We start from the raw sequence: 21,112 nt of genomic DNA on the forward strand, positions 1-21,112 counted from the left end.
CTATTGTTTGTTATAGTTTAGAGATGTGAGATTGAATTTGATGAGCAATTTTCACTAACTGTTCAAGCATGTATTTCTCCCTTTGATCGTTAAAGTCATATACTAATCCAGAAATCGTTAGAGATGCCATGATTTCTTTCTTATGATTGAATAATGGTACACTTATACCAAAAGCATGTTCGTTGTACTCCCCTACAGTGACACACCAGTTATTTTGTCGTATGATTTGTAGCTCTTCTTGAAGATTGTTAAGAAGCTTTATATGTTCCTCTTCAGACTGCTCTTCATTAAAATACGCTAATAATTCAAGCTGTCTTTTTTTGTCCAAATAGGCAAACATAACTTTACAAGAAGCACCGATATAAAGTGGTGTTTTTGTACCTAATGACACTGCATACTTTATATTCTTATTACTTTCAGCAATTTTTGTTGTGACACCATACTCTTTATCCATATAAGTTAGAAATACTGATTCATTGATTTCACTTGCAAGACTCTGCATCAATTCATAGATTGTAAAATGTGGGTCACTAGTATTGGCGAGCGCATCATGAAATATAAACATTTTATAACCTAATTTATATTTTTTCGTAGCGTCATCCTGTAATAAATAGCCTGCTTCTGTAAATGTATTGATTGTTCTTTGCACAACACTTGTGTGCAATTTTGTCATACGTGAAATTTCACGTACTCCTAATGCGTTTTCTGTAGTTGCGAAGCATTCAAGTATATCCAATGAGTTTTTTAATGTCTTAACAGTCATTTATATATTTCTCCTTTTATGCGTTTTGGTAACCGTAACGTTTTTCAGCTACCTCTAAAGAAATATATCCATTTAATAAATCTTTTTCAATTGCTTTCGTACTTCTCTCTTTTGGATTGCCATAACCACCCCCCGTTGCTGTGACAAGCTCTATACGGTCACCTTTCTGCAATTCATAATTCGCTAGGACACCAACCGGACCAACCTTTGTACCATCTTTTTTATGAATGATCAGATAGTTATGTGATCCTCCTTCACCTTCATTCAAGCCAAATGGGGTAAATTGATGTCTACCTAAATTGACAGAAACCTTTTGACCATCATTATTAACGGTATAAACCCGACGTACTCCTAAGCCACCTCTATATTGCCCTGCACCAGCACCATCGCAATTTAAGCTATATTCATCAATTTGAATACCATATTTTGTCTCCGCTACTTCAACGGGAAGATTATATGTTTCCCCATCTCCCATACAATATTGCCCACTTTGACCATCCTCATCATTTGACGCTCCCCATCCTCCTACTGATGGTTCAACAATTAGGAATGACTCATCATTTTCAGGATTTTTACCTGTTAAGATAAATGTACAAACCGACTGTAAATGACCTGCTGACAATCTTTCTGGTAAATGAGGTGCAAGTGCTTTCCAAATTAAATCAGCTGCACCAATACGTGCCTCAAAGTTCATTGAAACAGGGTGGGGACGTTTGGCAGATACAATAGAATTGTCATCTGTCATAATCGTTAAGCGTTTAAAGACACCTTCATTTATGACATCAATATCGCCAAGTAAAGCCAGAAACATCACACGCACACTGGCCATCAAGCCAAATTGCGAGCAGTTTACCGGTACATTCACAGCAGGATGTGATCCTCTAAAATCACAAATAAATTCTTCATCACTAATGGTTACCTTCACTTTGATTGGATAAGGTCCGCCTTTTAAAGGATCACCCTCAATAAAATCTTCCGCATAAAACTCGCCCTTTGGTAATTGTTGTAGTTCAAGCTCAACAATTTTTTCACCCTTGTCCAATAATTTTTGAATGGACAATTTAACAGATTCGGCACCGAATTTCTGACAAAGCTCCGTGATACGTTTTTCACCCGTTTTTAAGGCAGCCACCTGAGCAAACATATCTCCGATTGATAGTTCTGGTAAACGAACATTAGTAGAAATGATTTCATAAATTCCTATATTGAGCTCGCCTTTTTGATAAAGCTTCACACCAGGTAACTGTAGTCCTTCCTGATAAATTTCATTGGAATTACTTGTGAATGAACCTGGATCCATGCCACCAACCTCTGTCCAGTGCGCTTTGTTTGCAGAATAAGCGACAACCTCGCCTTTATAGAAAATCGGTAAGACTAAACCAACATCCGATAAATGTGATCCTCCACCTACATACGGATCATTAATAATAATGACATCGCCTTCGTGCAAGTCTTTCCCATGATTAAACTTTTCAATGACACGTTGTACCATCGGACTTAGCATCCCGATAAAACTTGTTACACCATTACCTTGGCTGATTAGATTGCCTTTTGCATCTGTTAAACCACACGCATAATCTAATACCTCATAGATAACTGGGCTCATAGACGATCGAGCTAACGCTACAAACATCTCATCACCAATAGCTAGTAAAGAATCCTGAATAATTTCTATAGCAAAAACGTCTTTTTTCATGTTTTATTTCCCCTCCATCTCTACAATCAGATTTCCGTATTTATCTATTTCAATAGATTGTTTTTCATTGATCACAACTGTAGATGAAGGACTTTCCACAATAGCAGGACCAGTAATCACATAGTCAGGTACTAATTTTTGTTGATCATAAACATTTACCTCTACCCAACCTGTTTTCTTGACGTATAACTTCCGTGTTGCCTTTATACATGTCGAAGCGTCAATTTGTGAGAAATCTAATTCCTTAAACTGCACCGCTTCACCTTTCCCATAAATAGTAAGATGTGTATTCACTAACTCAATAGGCGTCTCTGGTAAATCAAAAGAGAACTCCTGTTTATGTTTAATATGGAAAGCCTCTGCTAATTGCGCAAGCTCTTCTTTATGAATAGCAATATTCGATGCATTCAATTTGACAGCGTGTTCCTGGCCTTTATAACGAAGATCATAATTAATTTCAAAATAATAATGATCTTTTGACAAAGGTGCATCAGCATAGGCATTTTCAATAGCTTCATCGATATTTTTTTGAATATCAGCTAGATGATGATGATTAAAGTCCATTAAACTTGTTTGAATATAATCTTGTCGGTATTCCGTCATCATCATTCCTAATGCTGAAAAGACAGATGAACCATATGGAATAATGACTTTTTTCATACCCAGCTCTTCCGCTAAATTAATCGCATGTAGAGGACCACCACCACCAAAGGCAACCATTGTAAAATCTTCAGGGTCATAGCCTTTACGAATAGAAATTAGTTTCAGGGCATTTAACATATTAGAGTTGGCAATATCTAAAATCCCTTGCGCTGCCTCCTCTGCTATCACATTAAACGGATTAGCAATGGCTTCAATAAGCGCTTCCTCCACTTTGTCAATAGACACTGGATTATCGAAGTTTTCTAATGATAATCTTCCTAAATAAACATTTGCATCCGTAATCGTTGGCTGTGTATTGCCTAAGCCATAGGCAACTGGCCCTGGATTTGCACCAGCAGAATCTGGACCAACTTTTAATGAGCCGAATTGATCCAGACGAGCGATGGAACCACCGCCATTGCCAATTTCCACGATATCAACAACTGGAGTTTTAATCGGATAGCCTGCAAACTTTTCATTTCTTTCAATATAGTAATCTGTTGTGACATTTACTTTTCCATTTGTAATTAGCGAACATTTTGCAGTCGTTCCGCCAACATCAAAAGCGATAATATTGGATTCATTTAAAAGTTCACCTAATTTTGCTGCCCCAAACATACCAGCTACTGGACCAGATTCCACAAGGTTGATTGGCAATTCCATTGCTTTATCAAAGCTTGTTGTACCACCATTGGATTGCATAATTTTCAAATGATCTGTAATACCGATTGTTTCTAATTTTTCTTTTAAGCTTTTTAAATACGCGTGTGCAATTGGCTTTACGTATGAATTTAAAACTGTTGTATTCGTTCTTTCATATTCGCGATATTCCTTAATCGTTTCACTTGAAAGTGTGATATACACCTCTGGCCAAATTTTTAATATTTCTTCTTTAAGCAGTAATTCATGTATTGGATTTTTATAGCCATGAATTAGTGAAATAGCAACGGCCTCTACACCCGATTCTTTAAATTTACAGACGATATTGCCTACTTCTTCAGTATTAAGCGCTTTCATAACATTTCCTTTAAAATCGATTCGCTCATCGATTTCTTGTCGTAAATAACGCTCTACAAAAGGTTCTGGTTTTTTATATTTAAAATTGTATAAGTCTGGACGATTCCCACGAGCAATTTCTAACACGTCACGGAAACCTTTCGTCGTAATTAATCCAACTACGCCCCCTTTTCTTTCCGTTAATGTATTAATAATGACTGTTGAACCATGAATAAATGATTCAATAAGAGAATCTTCCGTTACATGTCGTCCTAATACATTTAATATGCCGTCCTCAAAATGACCCGGGGTCGTATGTCCCTTGTCAAAATGAAGATTTCCCTTCTCATCCGTGTAAACTAGGTCAGTAAAAGTACCGCCAATATCTGTTGCGATTTTCAAGTCTTCATCCCTCCGTGTTCCTATTATCGGAACAGTGTTCCAATCAATAAATTAAGTAAATTATATTCAAAGTAAAAAGAAAATTCAATCTATTTTTAAAAATAAAAATTCATTTGACAATTAAGATTGTTGTAAAAATCTGCTTTTCATTTTCAAAATCAGACGGTTACTTGTAAAAAACGCCAAGTTTCCCTTCACATAAAAGGAACTCAGTTACTTTATACAGAACACAAAAAAGACCCTGGTCATACACCAGAGTCCCAAACAAACTAAAGAGCCTACATAATGAAATTCATCAACTCATATCCTCTATATGAGAGGATGATTATGTTGAATAATCTATTAGAAAATACAAGCCTTTTAGAAAACGTATATGAACTATCTATTGCCGTTCTACTTCTATGTTCTGCTTTTTCCGTTAGACTTCTTAAAAAGGTAAAACGAGAAAGAAAGCTTTCTACCTTTGAATTGACAATGGATATAATCATTCGAGTAGCCATTTTTTTATGGTTAACCAGCTTTTTACTGATTCGATATGGGTATCTACTTTAAATTTTCTATAATAAAAAACTGCTCCCTTTAAGTAAAAGGAGCAGCTTCAACGTTAATTTTTTTGTATCAATTAGAACAACCCTACCGCATGTCCTTCATTATCTACATCCATGCGTAAGGCAGCTGGTGCTTTTGGCAAACCTGGCATTGTCATAATATCGCCTGTAAGACAAACTAAGAATCCTGCACCTAGTTTTGGAATCACTTCACGGATTGTGATGGTAAAGCCCTCTGGACGTCCTAAAAGACTTGGTTGGTCGGATAAAGAATACTGTGTTTTCGCCATACAAATCGGTAGAGAATCCCAGCCGAATTTTTCAATTTGAGCAATTTGCTTTTTCGCTTGTTCGGTAAATTGTACATCTTTCCCGCCATACACTTTTTGAACAATCGTACGAACTTTTTCTTCAACAGACTCTGTTACATCATATAAAGGAGAGAAGTTATTTTCTTCTTCTAATACGGCTACTACTTGCTCAGCTAAGGCTAATCCACCTTTACCGCCTTCTTCCCAAACATTTGTACGAGCAATACGAACATGATTTTCTTGACACCAGTTCAACACTGCTTCTAATTCCGCTTCTGTGTCCGTAATAAATCGATTTAACGCGATAATCGGTTCAACGCCAAATGTACGAACCGTGTCGACGTGTTTCGCTAAATTTTCAATTCCTTGTAAAAGTGCTTCAACATTTTCACCTACAAGCGCTGTTTTTGGTACACCACCATGCATTTTTAATGCACGGATTGTAGCTACAATGACAACTGCACTTGGTTTAAAGCCTGCCTTACGCGCTTTAATGTTCATGAATTTTTCAGCACCTAAATCTGAACCGAAGCCTGCTTCTGTCACAACAATATCAGCTAGCTTGCGAGCCGTTTGTGTCGCCATAATCGAGTTACAGCCGTGTGCGATATTGGCAAATGGTCCACCATGGATAATGGCAGGTGTTCCTTCAAGTGTTTGCACTAAGTTTGGTTTAAAGGCATCTTTTAATAATAATGTTAAGGCCCCTTCAACTTGAAGATCACGCACGAATACAGGCTCACGCTCAAATGTATAACCGATTACGATACTTGCTAAACGTTCACGTAAATCTTCAATGCTTGTAGCTAAACAAAAGACTGCCATAATTTCTGATGCAACAGTAATGTCAAAGCCGTCCTCACGTGGCATCCCTTGTACAGGACCACCAAGACCCACAACAACTTTACGAAGTGTGCGATCATTTAAATCCATTACACGCTTCCAGATAATACGGCGAGGGTCAATGTTTAAAGCATTTCCTTGGTGGATATGATTATCGATAAAGGCTGATAATGCATTATTCGCCGTCGTAATCGCGTGAAGGTCACCAGTGAAATGCAAGTTAATATCCTCCATCGGTACAACTTGTGCGTATCCACCACCTGTTGCGCCACCTTTCACGCCCATTACTGGGCCAAGTGATGGCTCACGTAAAGCAACAGCAACATTTTTATTTAATTGATGAAGTGCATCAGCAAGTCCAACCGTTACAGTTGACTTCCCTTCACCTGCTGGAGTTGGACTAATGGCAGTAACTAATACTACCTTAGCGTCCTCACCATGTGCTGTTATTTTTAGTGGATCAATTTTTGCTTTGTAGCGACCATATTGCTCAAGTGCATCCTCTGGAATACCTGCGTCTTTAGCGATTTCTGTAATAGGCTTCATCACCGCTTGATTAGCAATTTCTAGATCTGATAAAGGTTGATTTGTCGTTGTCATTTGGCATCCTACTTTCTATGTTGTTAATTTCCATTATAGTCTTTATTGTGAAAAAAATCATAGTAAGTTATACTAGCATTTCGACAATCAATTGACAACTTTGCTCAATTCATGTATGTTCTTAATGAAAATGCATTTTTTCACATTTTCGCAGGTTATGTCACGACTTAATTGATTTTATTCTACTTTCAAGCGCATGGGAGGCGAATGCTTATGCAACAGGGAAACGTAAAGTGGTTCAATAATGAAAAAGGTTATGGCTTTATTGAATGTGATGATGGAGAAGATGTATTTGTACATTTTACGGGAATCCAGGAGGAAGGCTTCCGTACACTTGAAGAAGGTCAAAAGGTATCATTTGATGTGGTGGAAGGCAATCGAGGACCACAGGCGTCAAATGTTGTAAAATTATAAGTACAAAGGAGCTGTTCGTTTGATGAACGGCTCCTTTTTTTCAAATGCTTTTCATTGATCTTTTAAAACGCTATAATTTTAGCTATTGATCCAATAAAAAGCCCCAGGAAAAACTAGTGTTTCCTTTGTTCTATCAGTATCCTTAAGTGTAACCCCAAACGGTCCTTCATTTAAATGACCTAGCGTCTTAGTAGCCGCAGTAACTTCGTCATAAAAATCTAGGCGCATATTTGGTAAGTGTAAGGAAGTAAACTGTTCTTGTTGTTCAGGCTCTGGTAATTGTAATACTTCCCTCCATTGTTTCACTGTAGCTTGCACATCTTTTACATAAAATTGTACAGATTCCATCGATATGGATTGATTGGTCTTAATGGCTCCATTTGCTTTTAATTGTGCAACACGTTCCTCATCTGTATCAGCCCATTCAATCAAAAAAGGGAAATCAATTTCCTGCCCAGGTTTCCCAAAATGCAATAGCTTCCATTCAACTACGGAGCCGTCAGGTCTTGTTCGACTACAAGCATCAGGTCCAAATACTTCGAAGCCAAGTGCACGTAAACGTTGTCCCTCTTCCTTAATATTTTTTGTACGTAACGCAATTCTTGAAAAACCATAGCGCTCGTTTGTATGTTTAAACGTATAATGTAGTGAATAAGGCAATTTCACTGCATTTTCAAATAAATGTCGATCATAAATGGCTATTTGCTCAATATAGTTTAATCCAAAGTAGCTTAACGTATTGTATGTCCCCCACATTGTATGTTGACCACCGTTAACTGTATGGATATTACGTTTATTTAAGAAAATCTTTGTATTCTCAGGTGATTGAACTTGATGAACTAGATGGTCAAAATATAAAGACATGACTAAACCCCCTTTTTTCTCTATTATATACTTTACCTGTTAGTTTTGTTGGTTTAAAATAAAATTAGGAATATTGCAATTATTAAGAATTTAAATCAACACGAAATGATTGGAATGCTAATGGTTCGATAGAAAAGATTTTTCATTTCCATAAATCAATGAAGAGGTGATTAGAATGACAGACAAAGTAGGTGCTTTTAAACTAGCATTAGGTAATTATCCAACAGGCGTAACGGTAGTCACTGCTTGTAATGACGTAAATGAACCTTTTGGCTTAACTGTCAATTCCTTTGCATCCGTTTCCATAGATCCACTCCTTATTTTGTGGTCGCTTGATAAAAAATCACAGCTGCATCCATATTTTACAGTAGCTCAAAAGTTTGCTGTTAATATTTTAGCGTATAATCAAGAGCACTTATGTACGCTATTTTCAAGTAAGATCCCAGATCGCTTCGCCCATACTAAATGGTCAACTTCTGCTTTAGGTCTACCAGTTTTGCATGATACTGCAGCCATTTTACAATGTAAAACCTTTCAGCAAATCGATGCTGGAGATCATACGATATTTATCGGGCAGGTCCTAGAAATTGACAATGCACAGAAGGAACCCTTATTGTATCATCGCAGACATATTGGTGAAATCCCAAAAAGTTTTTATGAATAGACTATTGCAAAAATATACGCAAAAACAGAATGATTTAACGAGCAATAAACCAAATAGTAAGCACCCACAAAACAAAAACTGTGTAGATTTATTTACCTCTACACAGTTTTGTTTTAATTATTTTGTAAAAAATCCATTAATGCTTGCGCTGTCTTTTGCTTGCCCATAATCTTTTTCGGTTCACCTTTAGCCGGTACAATCCAGTGAGGCTCATCTCCACCATATAAAGATTGTGAGCTATTAGCTACCATAAACTGAGCGCTGGCCGATTCCATTCGTAGACGTGCGCGGGACAGTAAAAACTCCTCATCGTCCGTTGCCTCAAGTTTAAAGCCTACTAAAGTAACTTTCGGCTGCCACTCCTTAATTTTACCTAATACTTTAGGTGCCTTTTTAAAGTGGATGATAGGTGGCTCGTCAGATGGCATTTTACCTGACTCCTCCATTAAATTCCCAGATTGGTCATACACTTTGTCAATGAGCCAATCAGAACCAGCAGCTGCCATAATAACGATATCCACTTGTTCCTCCTGAACAGCATGTCGAACTTTCTCGCCTAAATCTTCAATGCCTTCAAATCGAATGGTACGCATTTTATCTTTATTCGCTGGAAGCTGTGCGAAATAACCATGCATATACAATACGTTTGCCCCAGCCGCTAATGCCGCTTCAGCTAAATAACAGCCCATCGACCCTTTCGATAAATTCGTATGTCCACGCACACGATCCCATTTTTCAAGTGTTCCCCCACTTGTAATGAGTACGGTCTTACCCCGTAATGTCCCCATACACTCACCTTTTTTCTAATCAATTTCGCCTTGGCGTAATCGTGTCCGGATTTTGAATTGTGCCTAGGCCTGCACGATGCAGGTCAGTTAGCCGTTTTCGCAGGATGCGAAGGTTGTAGGCTAACATCCTTATTTTCATTCCTTTGAAAATCCGTGACATCCGCCGGAGGCTTTGGGCCAACAAGATGTTGGTCACTCAGTCGTTGCCACAGGACGTGGCGTTCTTAGACTGAGTTCCCCTATTTCAGTAGGTGTTTGAACACCCACTGAAATAGTAATCAAAATTGCATTCATTTTACCACCTATAGAGGTGGGAATCTTCTGCTGAATGAAGATAAATATACAAATACTATTTTAACGCAATGCTATGTTATGCTTCAATGCTGTTTTTATAGAGCAGGTTGCTGTCCTCTTCGACTTAGTAATAAATCAATTCATATTTTGCTCTTTTAACCAGGAACTTAATATTTCCGCAAATTTCTTGGTCACAGGTGATGCCTGGTGTTTCATCGCAATTCCAATTGTGCGATAGCCACCTTGTTTTAACGGTATGGCTTTTATCGTAGGCGGTAAATTATTCGTCACTAATTTCGGTAAAATACTAATTCCAAGCTGATGAGCAATCATCGAAGTGATTCCTACCTCTTCCGATAGTTCAAAACGAATATTTGGCTTCACGTGATATTGCTCTAACAGTACTTTTACATCATTCGTCCCTTTATGTGACGTCATAATAAATGGCATGTCTTCTAGTTCCACAATATCAATCTCTGCTTTATCATAAAGTGGACTTTTATCAGAAACGATACACAGCAACGGATCTTGCTGTAGCTCGGTAAACTGAAATTGCTTCGACTTTTGTCCATTTAAAAATCCTGCATCCACCTCTCCACTCAATAGCCATTGTTCGATTTCATAATAGTCTCCCTCACGTAATTCTACTTGTATACCAGGAAATTGATTGTCCATAATACGAACAATTTCCGGCATCCAGTTGGAAGAAATACTTGAAATTACACCTATTCGCACTTTTCCTCGAGTAACACCGAGTATATGTGCTGCTTCTTGCTCTAATAGTTCCTGTGCATCGAGGACTTGCCTCATTGCCCTTAACATTGTATTTCCTTCACTCGTTAATATGACACCCGCTCGACTTCTGTGAATGAGTGCAAAGCCGAAATCTTTTTCTAAGCTTGAAACAGCATGACTGACAGCAGATTGGGTTAATCCCAATGCTTCTGCTGCTTTTGTAAAGCTTGCTACCTCAGCAACTTTATTCAAAATCTCATATTTCACTAAACTCATTGTCTTGTCCTCGATATACATGAATTTTTTTAATACTGATTATTATAAACATTCGTTTTACTAATCACAATACAAGAGATATAGTAAATTTTAGGTTAAAAACTGTTTTAGTACACAGATTGTAGGTGAGCATAATGAGTATCCAAGGAAAAGCAAATTTGTTAATGGTTATAGTGACAATGTTTTGGGGATTATCTTATACCTTTATGGTAATGGGGCTTGAAACATTGGCTGTTTATAATGTGGTGGCATTGCGTTGTATCATCGCATTTTTCGCAGCAGGTATCATCTTTTATAAACGCATGATTAAGGCCGATGCTAAAACTCTAAAATATGCGGCAATTCAAGGGTTTCTATTATTCATTGTGTTTGTTCTAAGCTTATTCGGACTAGAAACAACTTCGGTATCAAATGCTGGATTTATTTTGAGTCTAACGGTTGTCTTAGTACCTATTTTCAGCAGTTTTATTGAGAAGAAATTACCTTCAAGAGCAGTTAGTTTTGCGATTGTTTGCACAATGATTGGGATTACAGTTTTAACTGCACATGGCTCATTTACCTTGCAAAAAGGGGATTTGTTAGTAGCCATCGCTGCACTCTGTTATTCGATTTATTTACTGTTAAACAGTACATTTACGCGTAACGTTGAATCCATTTCTTATGGCATTTACCAGCTCGGTTTTGCTGGACTTTATGCACTCATATTAACATTCATTTTTGAAACACCTACACTTCCAAATACAACGACTTCTTGGATTGCTATTATTGGACTCGGTGTCATTTGTAGTGCATTTTGCTTCATAGGTCAAACTGTTGCACAACAGTTTACTTCTGCTACACATACAGGACTAATATTTTCCTTAGAACCAATTTTTGCAGCGATGTTTGCCATGATGTTTATAGGGGAAGGAATAACGATAAAAGTATTAATAGGTGGAAGTTTTATTCTAATCGGAAACCTTTTTGCTCAATTAGAGCATCTTCATGTATTACGCTTTATAAAAAAACATGAACACAAAAAAGCGATACATTAAATCAACTTTGAAATTTTCCTACACAAATAAACAGAGTGATGCATATGCACTCACTCTGTTTATCGTGTTGTACTAGAGGAAAGGTTCCCTATTATGTGAATGAAGATGCCCCCCAATCACCTTTCAGATCATGTCGTCATAGGTTCAATTGTAGGCTCAGCAAATACTACGATGGCACCTTGTTCTACGAGATGAGCATAGTAAGCTGTTTGTCCTTCTGTAAGATCAAAACGCTTTAATCCTTCCTTCACAGCCGATTCACCGGTAAACCAAGACTTAAATTGATCCATCCAATTCCCTACCTCATAGGTTTTAACATTACTATCCCATTCTACATCTTCAAATTTACTTGGATCCTTTGCAATTACATGAATGTCCTCTATTTGATATGCTTCTAATTGCATAGTTTCTAAAATACGAAGCATTTCTTCCCTTGTATGGGCCACTTCAATTTGTGGGTTTTGTTCATTTATCATGCGCAATTCCTCCTAACTTGTATGGCTTACTAAGTATCTACCCTTCCTATTCAAGAAAAAACATATTTTGCCCATTCTTTTCCGAACTGTAATATATGTTATAACTTTGTGATATATGTCCATCTTTTGAAACAACGGTATGAAACAAAAAAACAGACAATGGAAATTCATAAAAGAATTCCCATTGCCTATCATTTATTTGTGGTTATTAGCGCCCAAGGAAGGCCTTTAACATCCATGTATGCTTTTCAAGGGACTGGTACATAGCATTTAGTAAATCCTCTGTTCGATCGTCCCCTTCTTCTGCCGCAAGCTCCATTGCTGAATTTAACGCTTTCATAATTTTTTGGAAATCCGAAATGGTTGTAGCCACCATTTCCTCCGTCGTCTCATTCCCAGTCGCTTCCTCTATAAAGGACAGTTCAAGATGTTCTTTTAACGTAGCAACCGGTTTTCCATCCTTCGAAAGGATGCGCTCTGCAATTTCATCTAGATTTAATGTTGTTTCATTATATAATTCTTCAAATTTTGCATGTAGTGTGAAGAAGGCATTCCCTGTAACATACCAATGATAATTGTGCAATTTCGTATAAAAGTACAGACCATGTAGCGACAAGTTTATTTAATTGTTTGTTTAAGTTTTGTGTCATTGTTTCTCCTCCAATGTGCCAGTTATTCTAGCCATTAGTATGCGTAGCAAAGTGTATTGGTTATACACTCATTTTCCATTTAGATAAACAATTTTTACAGCAAAATCAAAACACCTTCCACTACATGCTACTCGCTTTTCCTGCGAGAAGATTTGCCTTACGATGGGAGGCAAAGGCAGTTCCACAACAAGTTCACACAGATGGATTTCGTCATTAGGACGCTAGAAAACTTACAACAAACCTAAAAAGAGTTTGGCATTTTGTCTCTCTACACAAAAGACTATTTAAGTTCCTTACGAATTTCTCTAATCTTTGCCACTGGAAGCTTTGCAACTTCAGCAATCCATTCGTCTTCAGCGCCCTTTTCAAACAAACCAATAATTATTTGTTTCATTCCTTCCTCAATGCCCTCCTGCCTCTCTAATTCCAATACTCCAGCAAGTGTCGGTGGTAAATCTCCCTTATATAGATGCAACATTTCTTCCTCCCCTTTAAGCTCAGCTTTTATGTCTTTTACAAGCTGCCCTGATATAAATTTAGGTAGTTTCAATAAGTAATCAATAAAGTAAAGTAGTGCACTTAATTCTTTCCGTTCAACATTATTTAATGACCACACTTCTCTTATGAGAGCTCTTTTGTATGCACTACGAAGGCTCATTTCTTTATTAGTCCGATTCATATAAATTGAAGCTAGTAACGCTTTACTAAACAGCTTCGGTGATTTCTTCAATTCTTCTTCATCAAAGTCTGACACAACAAACTTATTAAAAGTGTACATAATTTCTGTACCATAATACTTTTCATGATACCAGTTCGTGCTTTTTGTACTCTTATCCGTAAAAATAGCAATAGCCACAATCTTCTTACCATATCGATCCCTAATACGATAGAAATACTCAAACATGCGCTTCGCAAAATGCACTTCATCTACAGCTTGTATTTCCGTATGGACAAGGATCCATCGCTCTTCCCCACTTTTCAGATGAACCTTCGCAATTTGGTCAGCTATTTTGCGCCCTTGACGATGCTCAATAATTTCTTTGAAAAGCTCCTGTTGCAAAAACTCTACTTGCGAATCAATTATGCCTCGGCATAATTGCGTCCGGAATCGGCTTTGTGCTTGCACAAAGAACTCCTTTCCGATTCCGTGACATCCGCCGGAGGCTTTAACATCTTTCAGCGAATGTTTTTGACATTCGCTGAAAGATGTTAAAAAATTCACTTCTGCGTGCAACTCTGGCAAAAAGAACAACAAAAAATCTTCAAACAAATCCGCAATTAACTTCTTCCATAAATTATCTTGATTCACGTGACTGAGCTTATACACATCTGGTTTCTCCAAAACTAACTGCATTATAACTTCATTACCTCCTCTCTTTAAATCCATTATACCCAACGCGAACATAGGTTTCTACGTTATTATTCTATTTTTAAAAATATTAAAACTATTCTCTATAATTATTTCACTTTCCGAAATAGTTTCGTTATAATGGAAACACTTACACATAAGGGGTGTTGATTGATGGAAGTATTACGTAAAGATGTACCAGTAGAAGAAACGTGGAATTTAAAAGATTTATTTGAAAATGATGCGGATTTTGAGCCTATTTTAGCTCAGCTTGTAGAGGATGCACTAAGCTTTGAACGCAAGTATCAAGGTACAATTACGGATGCACAAAAAGTAATTGAAGTTTTAACGGCTTTTGAAGCATTACAAAAAAGCATTGTTCCTATCGGCACTTATGAAAATTTAAATATCCAAACAGATCTTACAGATAATGTAGCGCAAATGCGTTCTGCCAAATACAGTACTGCGGTAGGTAAAATAGGTAGTGCATTTTCTTTCGTACGCAGTGAATTACTAGCGCTAGACGAGGCAATTTTACAAGAAGCCACTGAGTTGAGCCCTATTTACAAAGTTTACTTAGAGGAATTATTAAAGCAAAAGCCTTATCAGCTGCACCCTGAAGTGGAAAAAGCATTAGCTGCATTTAGCTCAACTTTTAATGCACCTTATGAAACATATAATACGACAAAGCTTGTTGATATGCATTTTGGACAGTTTGAGGCAAATGGTGAAAAGCATCCATTAAGTTTTGTATTATACGAAAACAATTGGGAGTTTGAGGCTGATACAAACGTACGTCGTGCTGCATATGAAGCATTTTCTAATAAGTTACGAGATTATCAGCACACAACTGCAAAAATTTATAACACACATATTCAACAGGAAAAAACAATGGCGGATTTACGCGGCTTTGACTCTATCATTGATTATTTATTGTTTGATCAGGATGTTGATCGATCACTTTATAATCGTCAAATAGATCTTATTACAAAAGAGCTTGCGCCTCATATGCGCCGTTACGCAAAGCTTATTCAACAAGCAAACGATATCGAGAATATGACTTTTGCAGACTTAAAAATAGCGCTAGATCCAGAGTATGATCCAAAATTAACAATGTCGGAAGCAAAAGAATATGTTGAAAAATCATTATCGGTTATGGGCGAGGATTACAAGAACATGATTGAAAAGGCATTTAACGAGCGCTGGATTGATTATGCAACAAACAAAGGAAAATCTACTGGGGCATTCTGTTCAAGTCCATATGGTAATCATCCTTATATTTTAATGTCATGGAATGAACGTATGAATGAGGTATTTACGCTAATTCATGAGCTAGGACACGCAGGTCACTTTGTGAATGCACATGCCCATCAATCTTATTTTAATAGTCGTCCTTCGTTATACTTTATAGAGGCACCATCAACAATGAATGAAATGCTTCTAGCCAATTATTTATTAACCCATAACGAGGATCCTCGCTTCAAACGTTGGGTTATTTCAAACATTGTGTCCAAAACATATTATCATAATTTCGTCACACACTTACTAGAGGCAGCATATCAACGAAAAGTATATGAATTAATTGACGCTGGTGAAGCTGTTAATGCTTCTATTTTAAATCAATTAAAACGTTCTGTCCTTGAAGATTTCTGGGGCGATACTGTCGACATTTCTGAAGGTGCAGAACTTACATGGATGCGTCAGCCACACTATTATATGGGCTTATATCCATACACATACAGTGCTGGCTTAACAATTTCTACACAAGTATCCAAGCGTATCTTAAAAGAAGGTAAGCCGGCTGTAGATGAGTGGTTAGAGGTCCTTCAAGCTGGAGGTACAAAATCACCTGTAGAGCTAGCTCAAATGGCGGGTGTCGATGTTACAACAGACCAGCCACTTCGAGATACGATTGCTTACATTGGTCACCTCGTTGATGAGCTTGAGCGATTAACGACAGAAATGGAAGCTATCAAAAGCTAAACAAAGCGAGAACTATCTATGCTATTTCTAAAGCATAGATAGTTCTCTTTTTTTAGTTCTAAGTTGGAAAATATGTTCATATAATAGAATAGGGCGTCTATTTTTTGATATTTCTAAATAGACAATCATTTTTCTTCATACAAATGTACCGTTATTATTAAATGTATGCAATTTATTTAGCAAAATTCGACTAACAATTTTCAAAGGAAGTGTTTCTAATTATGGTAAAACGTAACGATCCATGCCCTTGCGGTAGCGGCAAAAAATACAAAAAATGTTGTGAAGGTAAACAGCAGGTTACAGTAGAAACTGTAGCAATCGAAGAATTAGAGCGTGTACTACAAACATTTTACTTAGAATATCCAGAGCGCAAAGATGTTCGTGCTTATATCGAGCATGTAGGTACATGGCAGCCTAAATTAGAAAGCGTACTACAAAGAGAGCTAATTGAAGCGATCGCGTTAGACGACTTCTTCTTCCATCAAGAACCATCTATTTGGAAAGGTTACTTAAAGAAAACAAAGAAAAAAACGGTAAGACCTTCTACTGTAAAAGTGTTAGAAGGCTGGTCACAACCTCATCTATTTATTGGTTCTGTGTCAGTTGTAGAAGAAAAATATTTCAAAGCTACACATGTGTTATCAAATGAAGAAATTTATATTCGTCGTGAAAATGACAAACCAATCCCTGAAGGTATGCATGTCTTTGCATTCATCTTACCGGATGGTACAAAAAATTCAGAGCATTATTTAGCTGTTTCAACGCTTATCTTCTTCCCTGAAGATCATGCGAAGGTATTTGAGCAATTTAAGAAAAATTTCGAGGCTTCTGAGAAGAAGGTTGGCGCATTCTTAAAAGAAGAGCATTTATCCTTCTGGGAGTTACTTGTGTCAAATGGATATAAAGGCGAGGAATTCACGAACTTTGAGAGCAATGTAATCACACAAGTGAAAGATTTCCTTGAGCAAAATGATCGTGAAACAGCTGCAATGTTAGAGCTTTTAGAAGACTATTTAATTGAAGGACAACCATCTGCGCGTAAAGAGGCTGCGATTGCTGCTGGTGCGATTCGATATGGTCAAGAAAAAGAGCTGTTCGAGCCGCTATCAATGACAGTAAAAGAAATTGCGGCGACGTTCGACATTTCAGCTTCCTCACTTACAAAATACTATCAAGACTTAAGTACTTATGTTGCAACTAAATAATGCTTAACATCATATTGCGCTACACGCTCTAAACAGATTTTAGAGTGTGTGGCGCATTTTGCTAGAAAAAAGCTACATTTGTTATCGGCAATGAGCCAACAACAAAGTAGCTTATTGTATGGTTTTTCGAACATATTGTTTATGCATCAAATTGAGTAAAAATGATACTTTTATCATTAAGCTTTACTTTATTTAAACATAGTTTGTTTAGTACTATGATACCTTCTAAGACATTATTGAAATATGTGAAAACATTATTTACTATATACCTTCAAGAGCTCTTCTCCGAGAAACTGTAGTCGCTCCCCTATTGTGCAGGCTTCAATACAGAAGCGATGAGCTCCAGGTTTACCACGCTCTTTTCGTAATTGCTTTATCACTAAGCAATCAGCACAATACGTATCATGTAGTTCATCAATATCTTTCATAACCGTCACTTTATCCAATTTGAACTCTCGCTCCTTTCACGTCCAAATTTCGCTTCTTACTATTATGAAGTGAACATTTTAAACAAGCAACTATTTTGTTTATCCACATTTAACATCTTTCAGCAAATATTTTATATACCGAAAGTGCAACGACAGGTACAGAAATATCCCACCACTCTAGGTGGTGAGATGAATGCGAATTTAAGCTATTTTTCAGTGGGTGTCCAAACACCCGCTGAAATAGAGGAACTCAGTCTAAGAGCGCCACGTCCTGTGGCGACGACTGAGTGACCAACATCGTGTTGGCCCAAAGCCTCCGGCGGATGTCACGGAATCGGAAGGGAATTCTTAGAGGATGTTAGCCGTTATCGCATCCATGCGATAACGGCTAACTGACCTGCATCACGCAGGCCTAAGCACAAAGCCGATTCCGGACGCAATTATGCCGAGGCATAATTGATCATCAACTAAGATATTGTGAAAAAGCACTATTGATGTACAATGAATGTAAAATCTAAATCAAAAAGTGGGGATTTTATGTTAGAAGTTTACATTGATGCTGCTAGTGCAGGAAATCCTGGCCCCAGTGGTATTGGAATATTTATTAAAGGAGAGGGCCACCATATACAAATAAGTGAGTATATAGGACAGACCAATAACCACATTGCCGAGTTCACTGCCTTAGTACGTGGCCTTGAGGAAGCACTCAAGCTTGGTTCAAGCTTAGTATCAGTGCGCTCAGATTCAAAAATTGTTGTAGCCTCTATGGAAAAAGAATATGTGAAGAATGAGGAATTTAAACCTTATCTTGAGCAGGCACTTACACTTGTAAGTAGCTTCGATTTATTTTTTATCAAGTGGGTTCCAGATACGCAAAATAAAGCAGCAGATGCACTTGCACGCAAGGCAATTCAAAAAGAAAAAAATTAAACTCTAGGGACTGTCCCTTGTCTTAAACCAAGAGCAGTCTCCTTCCTTCATCTACCTTCACTTTATTTAGATACTTAATATCTCCCAATAATTCATTTTTATCATCTTCATCTTCTAAATACATGCTTCAATAGAACTGTGTACCTATAAATGTCCATTATATGACATACATTTAACCTTGTATCATCCCTGACTTTAGATAATGAGCCATAAAGTGGGTAATTTTCTAATTATTATTAGTAAAATCTGTATCCTTAATGTTATTTTATTGACATACTATTGTAATATTACAATGTTAATATCATTTATGTATTAAGTTTTTAGATTTTTAGGAGGATACATATTATGAAAAAGAATAAAAAGTATAGATGGGGAATGAAATTAGCTACATTGGTTTTAGGTTCATCTGTACTTTTTTCAACAATTGACACAGCATCGGCGGCAACTTATACAGTAAAATCTGGTGATTCTTTATCGAAGATTGCCAATCAGTACGGTGTTTCTTATCAAACTTTAATGAAATGGAATAACTTATCTTCTTCAACCATTCGTGTTGGACAAAAGTTAAACCTTAATACTACATCAACATCAGCGGTTAAACCAAAACCAATAACTACACCTAAACCAACAGCTAGCCTAGTACAAATTGCTAAAAAACAATTAGGTGTAAGATACACATTTGGTGGAAGTAAACCGAGTACAGGCTTTGATTGTTCAGGCTTCGTAACTTACGTTTTTAATAATGCTGGTATTTCAACTGCTCGTAAGTCAGCAGCAGGTTTTTACAGTACAGCTAAAAAAGTAAGTTCACCGCAAGTCGGCGATTTAGTATTTTTCGCTAATACGTATAAAGCTGGTATCTCACATGTAGGCATTTATATTGGAAATAACCAAATGATTAGCGCAAGTGACGGTGGTGTTTCTGTCGCTAGCATCAACAGCACTTATTGGAAAAAACATTTTGCTGGATATGGTCGTTTATAGTGCAAAATTAAAACAGTTGGGATGTCCCAACTGTTTTTTCTTTCCCCTTAAACATGTACTACTTTTTTCGATTTTATTTTTGCTAAACGCAGTAAATAAATAATAAAGACAACAACCAGTATACCTGCTCCAATTAAATAAACAGAATTATAGCCAGCTTGCACGGCCACCATTCCTAAAATATACGAACCAAGCGCAACGCCAATGTCAAACATCGTATAATACGTTGCGGTTGCATAACCACTACGTGTGTGTGACGAAGACTGTACTGCTAATGTTTGTAAGCTCGTATTCACTGCTCCGTAGCCAAAACCAATAAAGATGGCAGCAAATAAAAATAATGCCGGCCCTGAGACAAATGCGAGCATAACAAGGCCGAGTGCAAAGGATATAATTCCCGGAAGAATAACAAATTGCGGCCCTTTTGTATCATAAAGCTTACCTGTATACGGTCTTGTTATAAGCATTGCAGCTGCAAAAACTGCATAAAAAAGACTTGCTACATCCATTAAATCTTTTTGCTGTGCGTACACTGATAAAAACGATAAAACACTCGCATATGAAAAAGCTACTAAACTAGCAATAGCCGCTATCGGGAGTGCACGACGTTCAAATAAATCATCAAATTTAAATGTCAATTTACCTTGCTGTTCAGGCTTGGCTAAATCATCTGTATTCATCGTTACAGCTAGGATGCCCCCTGCTAATATACAAATACTCATAACAATAAATAGAACATTGAAGGTACTATATTGAATAAGCAGTAAACCGATAAATGGCCCAATAACTACCGCTAAATTAGCAGACATTGCAAAATAACCTAGACCTGCACCTTTCCGATTAGCTGGCACAATATCCGCTGCTAATGAGCCTGCTGCCGTTGTAATAATACTAAAGAAGATCCCTTGAATAAAACGTAATCCTAGTAATAATCCAAAAGGATGGATGAACAAATATAAAACTGTACATAAAAAATATCCAATTATTGAAATAACTAAAAGCTTTTTCTTCCCAAAAACATCTAATAGTTTACCTGAGAAAGGACGAACAATAATGGCAGATAATAAAAATCCTGACAGTAACAATCCTGCTTCCTTGTCAGTCTGGTTAAGCTCACCAATCGCATAAAGCGGTAAAGTCGTTACCAATCCATAGAAAACAAAAAACACCGACATATTTGTTAAAAAGAGACTAATAAACCGCTTCGTCCATATTTGTGTATTTCCCTCTTGCTGCAT

General features: G+C 37.1%; 19 protein-coding genes and 1 pseudogene. 8 read left to right on the forward strand and 12 right to left on the reverse strand.

Annotated features, from left to right (window positions below; genetic code table 11):
* Window positions 1-10: 10 nt before the first annotated feature.
* From ACQKMI_RS05495 to ACQKMI_RS05505, 3 genes are read right to left on the reverse strand one after another with little or no spacing between them, the layout of a single operon-like run.
* The gene (locus tag ACQKMI_RS05495) at window positions 11-763 is read right to left on the reverse strand and encodes an IclR family transcriptional regulator (RefSeq protein WP_427487664.1); all 753 of its coding nucleotides are present in this window, start codon (window positions 761-763) and stop codon (window positions 11-13) included.
* 16 nt (window positions 764-779) lie between these two features.
* Window positions 780-2,459 (reverse strand): hydantoinase B/oxoprolinase family protein, encoded by a 1,680-nt coding sequence (locus ACQKMI_RS05500; RefSeq protein WP_427487665.1) that lies wholly within the window; start codon window positions 2,457-2,459, stop codon window positions 780-782.
* Window positions 2,460-2,462: 3 nt separating this feature from the next.
* Window positions 2,463-4,499 (reverse strand): hydantoinase/oxoprolinase family protein, encoded by a 2,037-nt coding sequence (locus tag ACQKMI_RS05505; protein ID WP_427487666.1) that lies wholly within the window; start codon window positions 4,497-4,499, stop codon window positions 2,463-2,465.
* Between the two features lie 327 nt (window positions 4,500-4,826).
* Here ACQKMI_RS05505 and ACQKMI_RS05510 point away from each other — a divergent pair, with 327 nt between their 5' ends.
* Window positions 4,827-5,051 (forward strand): hypothetical protein, encoded by a 225-nt coding sequence (locus tag ACQKMI_RS05510; protein WP_427487667.1) that lies wholly within the window; start codon window positions 4,827-4,829, stop codon window positions 5,049-5,051.
* Between the two features lie 70 nt (window positions 5,052-5,121).
* On the opposite strand, the gene ACQKMI_RS05515 is transcribed toward ACQKMI_RS05510, so the two are convergent.
* The gene (locus tag ACQKMI_RS05515; protein WP_427487668.1) at window positions 5,122-6,801 is read right to left on the reverse strand and encodes a formate--tetrahydrofolate ligase; all 1,680 of its coding nucleotides are present in this window, start codon (window positions 6,799-6,801) and stop codon (window positions 5,122-5,124) included.
* A gap of 213 nt (window positions 6,802-7,014) precedes the next feature.
* Between ACQKMI_RS05515 and ACQKMI_RS05520 the strand changes: the two genes are divergently transcribed.
* The gene (locus ACQKMI_RS05520) at window positions 7,015-7,215 is read left to right on the forward strand and encodes a cold-shock protein (protein WP_427413114.1); all 201 of its coding nucleotides are present in this window, start codon (window positions 7,015-7,017) and stop codon (window positions 7,213-7,215) included.
* Window positions 7,216-7,293: 78 nt separating this feature from the next.
* Here the strand turns inward: ACQKMI_RS05520 and ACQKMI_RS05525 are convergent, their stop codons facing one another.
* A complete protein-coding gene (locus ACQKMI_RS05525; protein WP_427487669.1) occupies window positions 7,294-8,079 on the reverse strand; it encodes a VOC family protein in 786 nt (261 codons plus the stop codon).
* A gap of 175 nt (window positions 8,080-8,254) precedes the next feature.
* Here ACQKMI_RS05525 and ACQKMI_RS05530 point away from each other — a divergent pair, with 175 nt between their 5' ends.
* On the forward strand, window positions 8,255-8,743 hold the full coding sequence (locus tag ACQKMI_RS05530) for a flavin reductase family protein (protein ID WP_427487670.1): 489 nt from the start codon (window positions 8,255-8,257) through the stop codon (window positions 8,741-8,743).
* 113 nt (window positions 8,744-8,856) lie between these two features.
* Here the strand turns inward: ACQKMI_RS05530 and ACQKMI_RS05535 are convergent, their stop codons facing one another.
* Window positions 8,857-9,531 (reverse strand): phosphopantothenoylcysteine decarboxylase, encoded by a 675-nt coding sequence (locus ACQKMI_RS05535; protein WP_427487671.1) that lies wholly within the window; start codon window positions 9,529-9,531, stop codon window positions 8,857-8,859.
* A 429-nt stretch (window positions 9,532-9,960) separates the two neighbouring features.
* Window positions 9,961-10,836 carry a LysR family transcriptional regulator gene (locus ACQKMI_RS05540; protein WP_427487672.1) on the reverse strand — a complete coding sequence of 292 codons (876 nt, stop codon included), beginning with the start codon at window positions 10,834-10,836 and terminating at the stop codon, window positions 9,961-9,963.
* Window positions 10,837-10,970: 134 nt separating this feature from the next.
* Between ACQKMI_RS05540 and ACQKMI_RS05545 the strand changes: the two genes are divergently transcribed.
* On the forward strand, window positions 10,971-11,870 hold the full coding sequence (locus ACQKMI_RS05545) for a DMT family transporter (RefSeq protein ID WP_427487673.1): 900 nt from the start codon (window positions 10,971-10,973) through the stop codon (window positions 11,868-11,870).
* A 128-nt stretch (window positions 11,871-11,998) separates the two neighbouring features.
* Here the strand turns inward: ACQKMI_RS05545 and ACQKMI_RS05550 are convergent, their stop codons facing one another.
* The 3 genes and pseudogenes from ACQKMI_RS05550 to ACQKMI_RS05560 form a co-directional block, all read right to left on the reverse strand.
* Window positions 11,999-12,346 carry a general stress protein gene (locus tag ACQKMI_RS05550; protein WP_427413109.1) on the reverse strand — a complete coding sequence of 116 codons (348 nt, stop codon included), beginning with the start codon at window positions 12,344-12,346 and terminating at the stop codon, window positions 11,999-12,001.
* A gap of 208 nt (window positions 12,347-12,554) precedes the next feature.
* Window positions 12,555-12,996 (reverse strand): annotated as a pseudogene (locus ACQKMI_RS05555) (Dps family protein).
* Window positions 12,997-13,276: 280 nt separating this feature from the next.
* The gene (locus tag ACQKMI_RS05560) at window positions 13,277-14,383 is read right to left on the reverse strand and encodes a hypothetical protein (RefSeq protein WP_427487674.1); all 1,107 of its coding nucleotides are present in this window, start codon (window positions 14,381-14,383) and stop codon (window positions 13,277-13,279) included.
* A 135-nt stretch (window positions 14,384-14,518) separates the two neighbouring features.
* On the opposite strand from ACQKMI_RS05560, the gene pepF reads away from it, so the two are divergent.
* Window positions 14,519-16,327 (forward strand): oligoendopeptidase F, encoded by a 1,809-nt coding sequence (pepF, locus tag ACQKMI_RS05565; RefSeq protein ID WP_427487675.1) that lies wholly within the window; start codon window positions 14,519-14,521, stop codon window positions 16,325-16,327.
* Window positions 16,328-16,548: 221 nt separating this feature from the next.
* Complete coding sequence (locus tag ACQKMI_RS05570) at window positions 16,549-17,532, forward strand: SEC-C domain-containing protein (RefSeq protein WP_427487676.1); 984 nt, start codon at window positions 16,549-16,551, stop codon at window positions 17,530-17,532.
* A gap of 254 nt (window positions 17,533-17,786) precedes the next feature.
* Here ACQKMI_RS05570 and ACQKMI_RS05575 read toward each other — a convergent pair whose 3' ends face one another.
* On the reverse strand, window positions 17,787-17,978 hold the full coding sequence (locus ACQKMI_RS05575) for a zinc-finger domain-containing protein (protein WP_427487677.1): 192 nt from the start codon (window positions 17,976-17,978) through the stop codon (window positions 17,787-17,789).
* 519 nt (window positions 17,979-18,497) lie between these two features.
* Between ACQKMI_RS05575 and ACQKMI_RS05580 the strand changes: the two genes are divergently transcribed.
* Together ACQKMI_RS05580 and ACQKMI_RS05585 are read left to right on the forward strand one after the other, a co-directional pair.
* Entirely contained in the window at window positions 18,498-18,890 is a 393-nt protein-coding gene (locus ACQKMI_RS05580; protein ID WP_427487678.1) for a ribonuclease HI family protein, read from the forward strand.
* 345 nt (window positions 18,891-19,235) lie between these two features.
* Window positions 19,236-19,874, forward strand: a complete 639-nt coding sequence (locus ACQKMI_RS05585; RefSeq protein WP_427487679.1) for a C40 family peptidase — start codon at window positions 19,236-19,238, stop codon at window positions 19,872-19,874.
* A 47-nt stretch (window positions 19,875-19,921) separates the two neighbouring features.
* Here the strand turns inward: ACQKMI_RS05585 and ACQKMI_RS05590 are convergent, their stop codons facing one another.
* Complete coding sequence (locus ACQKMI_RS05590; RefSeq protein ID WP_427487680.1) at window positions 19,922-21,112, reverse strand: MFS transporter; 1,191 nt, start codon at window positions 21,110-21,112, stop codon at window positions 19,922-19,924.

This window comes from Lysinibacillus sp. NPDC097214 (assembly GCF_050277945.1).
Taxonomy (GTDB): domain Bacteria; phylum Bacillota; class Bacilli; order Bacillales_A; family Planococcaceae; genus Lysinibacillus; species Lysinibacillus xylanilyticus_B.

What these genes read in the sequence shown, in the direction of transcription:
- ACQKMI_RS05495 (WP_427487664.1), bottom strand. Translation starts at nt 763, where the DNA reads ATGACTGTTAAGACATTAAAAAACTCATTGGATATACTTGAATGCTTC.
- ACQKMI_RS05500 (WP_427487665.1), bottom strand. Translation starts at nt 2,459, where the DNA reads ATGAAAAAAGACGTTTTTGCTATAGAAATTATTCAGGATTCTTTACTA.
- ACQKMI_RS05510 (WP_427487667.1), top strand. Translation starts at nt 4,827, where the DNA reads ATGTTGAATAATCTATTAGAAAATACAAGCCTTTTAGAAAACGTATAT.
- ACQKMI_RS05515 (WP_427487668.1), bottom strand. Translation starts at nt 6,801, where the DNA reads ATGACAACGACAAATCAACCTTTATCAGATCTAGAAATTGCTAATCAA.
- ACQKMI_RS05520 (WP_427413114.1), top strand. Translation starts at nt 7,015, where the DNA reads ATGCAACAGGGAAACGTAAAGTGGTTCAATAATGAAAAAGGTTATGGC.
- ACQKMI_RS05525 (WP_427487669.1), bottom strand. Translation starts at nt 8,079, where the DNA reads ATGTCTTTATATTTTGACCATCTAGTTCATCAAGTTCAATCACCTGAG.
- ACQKMI_RS05530 (WP_427487670.1), top strand. Translation starts at nt 8,255, where the DNA reads ATGACAGACAAAGTAGGTGCTTTTAAACTAGCATTAGGTAATTATCCA.
- ACQKMI_RS05535 (WP_427487671.1), bottom strand. Translation starts at nt 9,531, where the DNA reads ATGGGGACATTACGGGGTAAGACCGTACTCATTACAAGTGGGGGAACA.
- ACQKMI_RS05540 (WP_427487672.1), bottom strand. Translation starts at nt 10,836, where the DNA reads ATGAGTTTAGTGAAATATGAGATTTTGAATAAAGTTGCTGAGGTAGCA.
- ACQKMI_RS05545 (WP_427487673.1), top strand. Translation starts at nt 10,971, where the DNA reads ATGAGTATCCAAGGAAAAGCAAATTTGTTAATGGTTATAGTGACAATG.
- ACQKMI_RS05550 (WP_427413109.1), bottom strand. Translation starts at nt 12,346, where the DNA reads ATGATAAATGAACAAAACCCACAAATTGAAGTGGCCCATACAAGGGAA.
- ACQKMI_RS05560 (WP_427487674.1), bottom strand. Translation starts at nt 14,383, where the DNA reads ATGGATTTAAAGAGAGGAGGTAATGAAGTTATAATGCAGTTAGTTTTG.
- pepF (WP_427487675.1), top strand. Translation starts at nt 14,519, where the DNA reads ATGGAAGTATTACGTAAAGATGTACCAGTAGAAGAAACGTGGAATTTA.
- ACQKMI_RS05570 (WP_427487676.1), top strand. Translation starts at nt 16,549, where the DNA reads ATGGTAAAACGTAACGATCCATGCCCTTGCGGTAGCGGCAAAAAATAC.
- ACQKMI_RS05580 (WP_427487678.1), top strand. Translation starts at nt 18,498, where the DNA reads ATGTTAGAAGTTTACATTGATGCTGCTAGTGCAGGAAATCCTGGCCCC.
- ACQKMI_RS05585 (WP_427487679.1), top strand. Translation starts at nt 19,236, where the DNA reads ATGAAAAAGAATAAAAAGTATAGATGGGGAATGAAATTAGCTACATTG.
- ACQKMI_RS05590 (WP_427487680.1), bottom strand. Translation starts at nt 21,112, where the DNA reads ATGCAGCAAGAGGGAAATACACAAATATGGACGAAGCGGTTTATTAGT.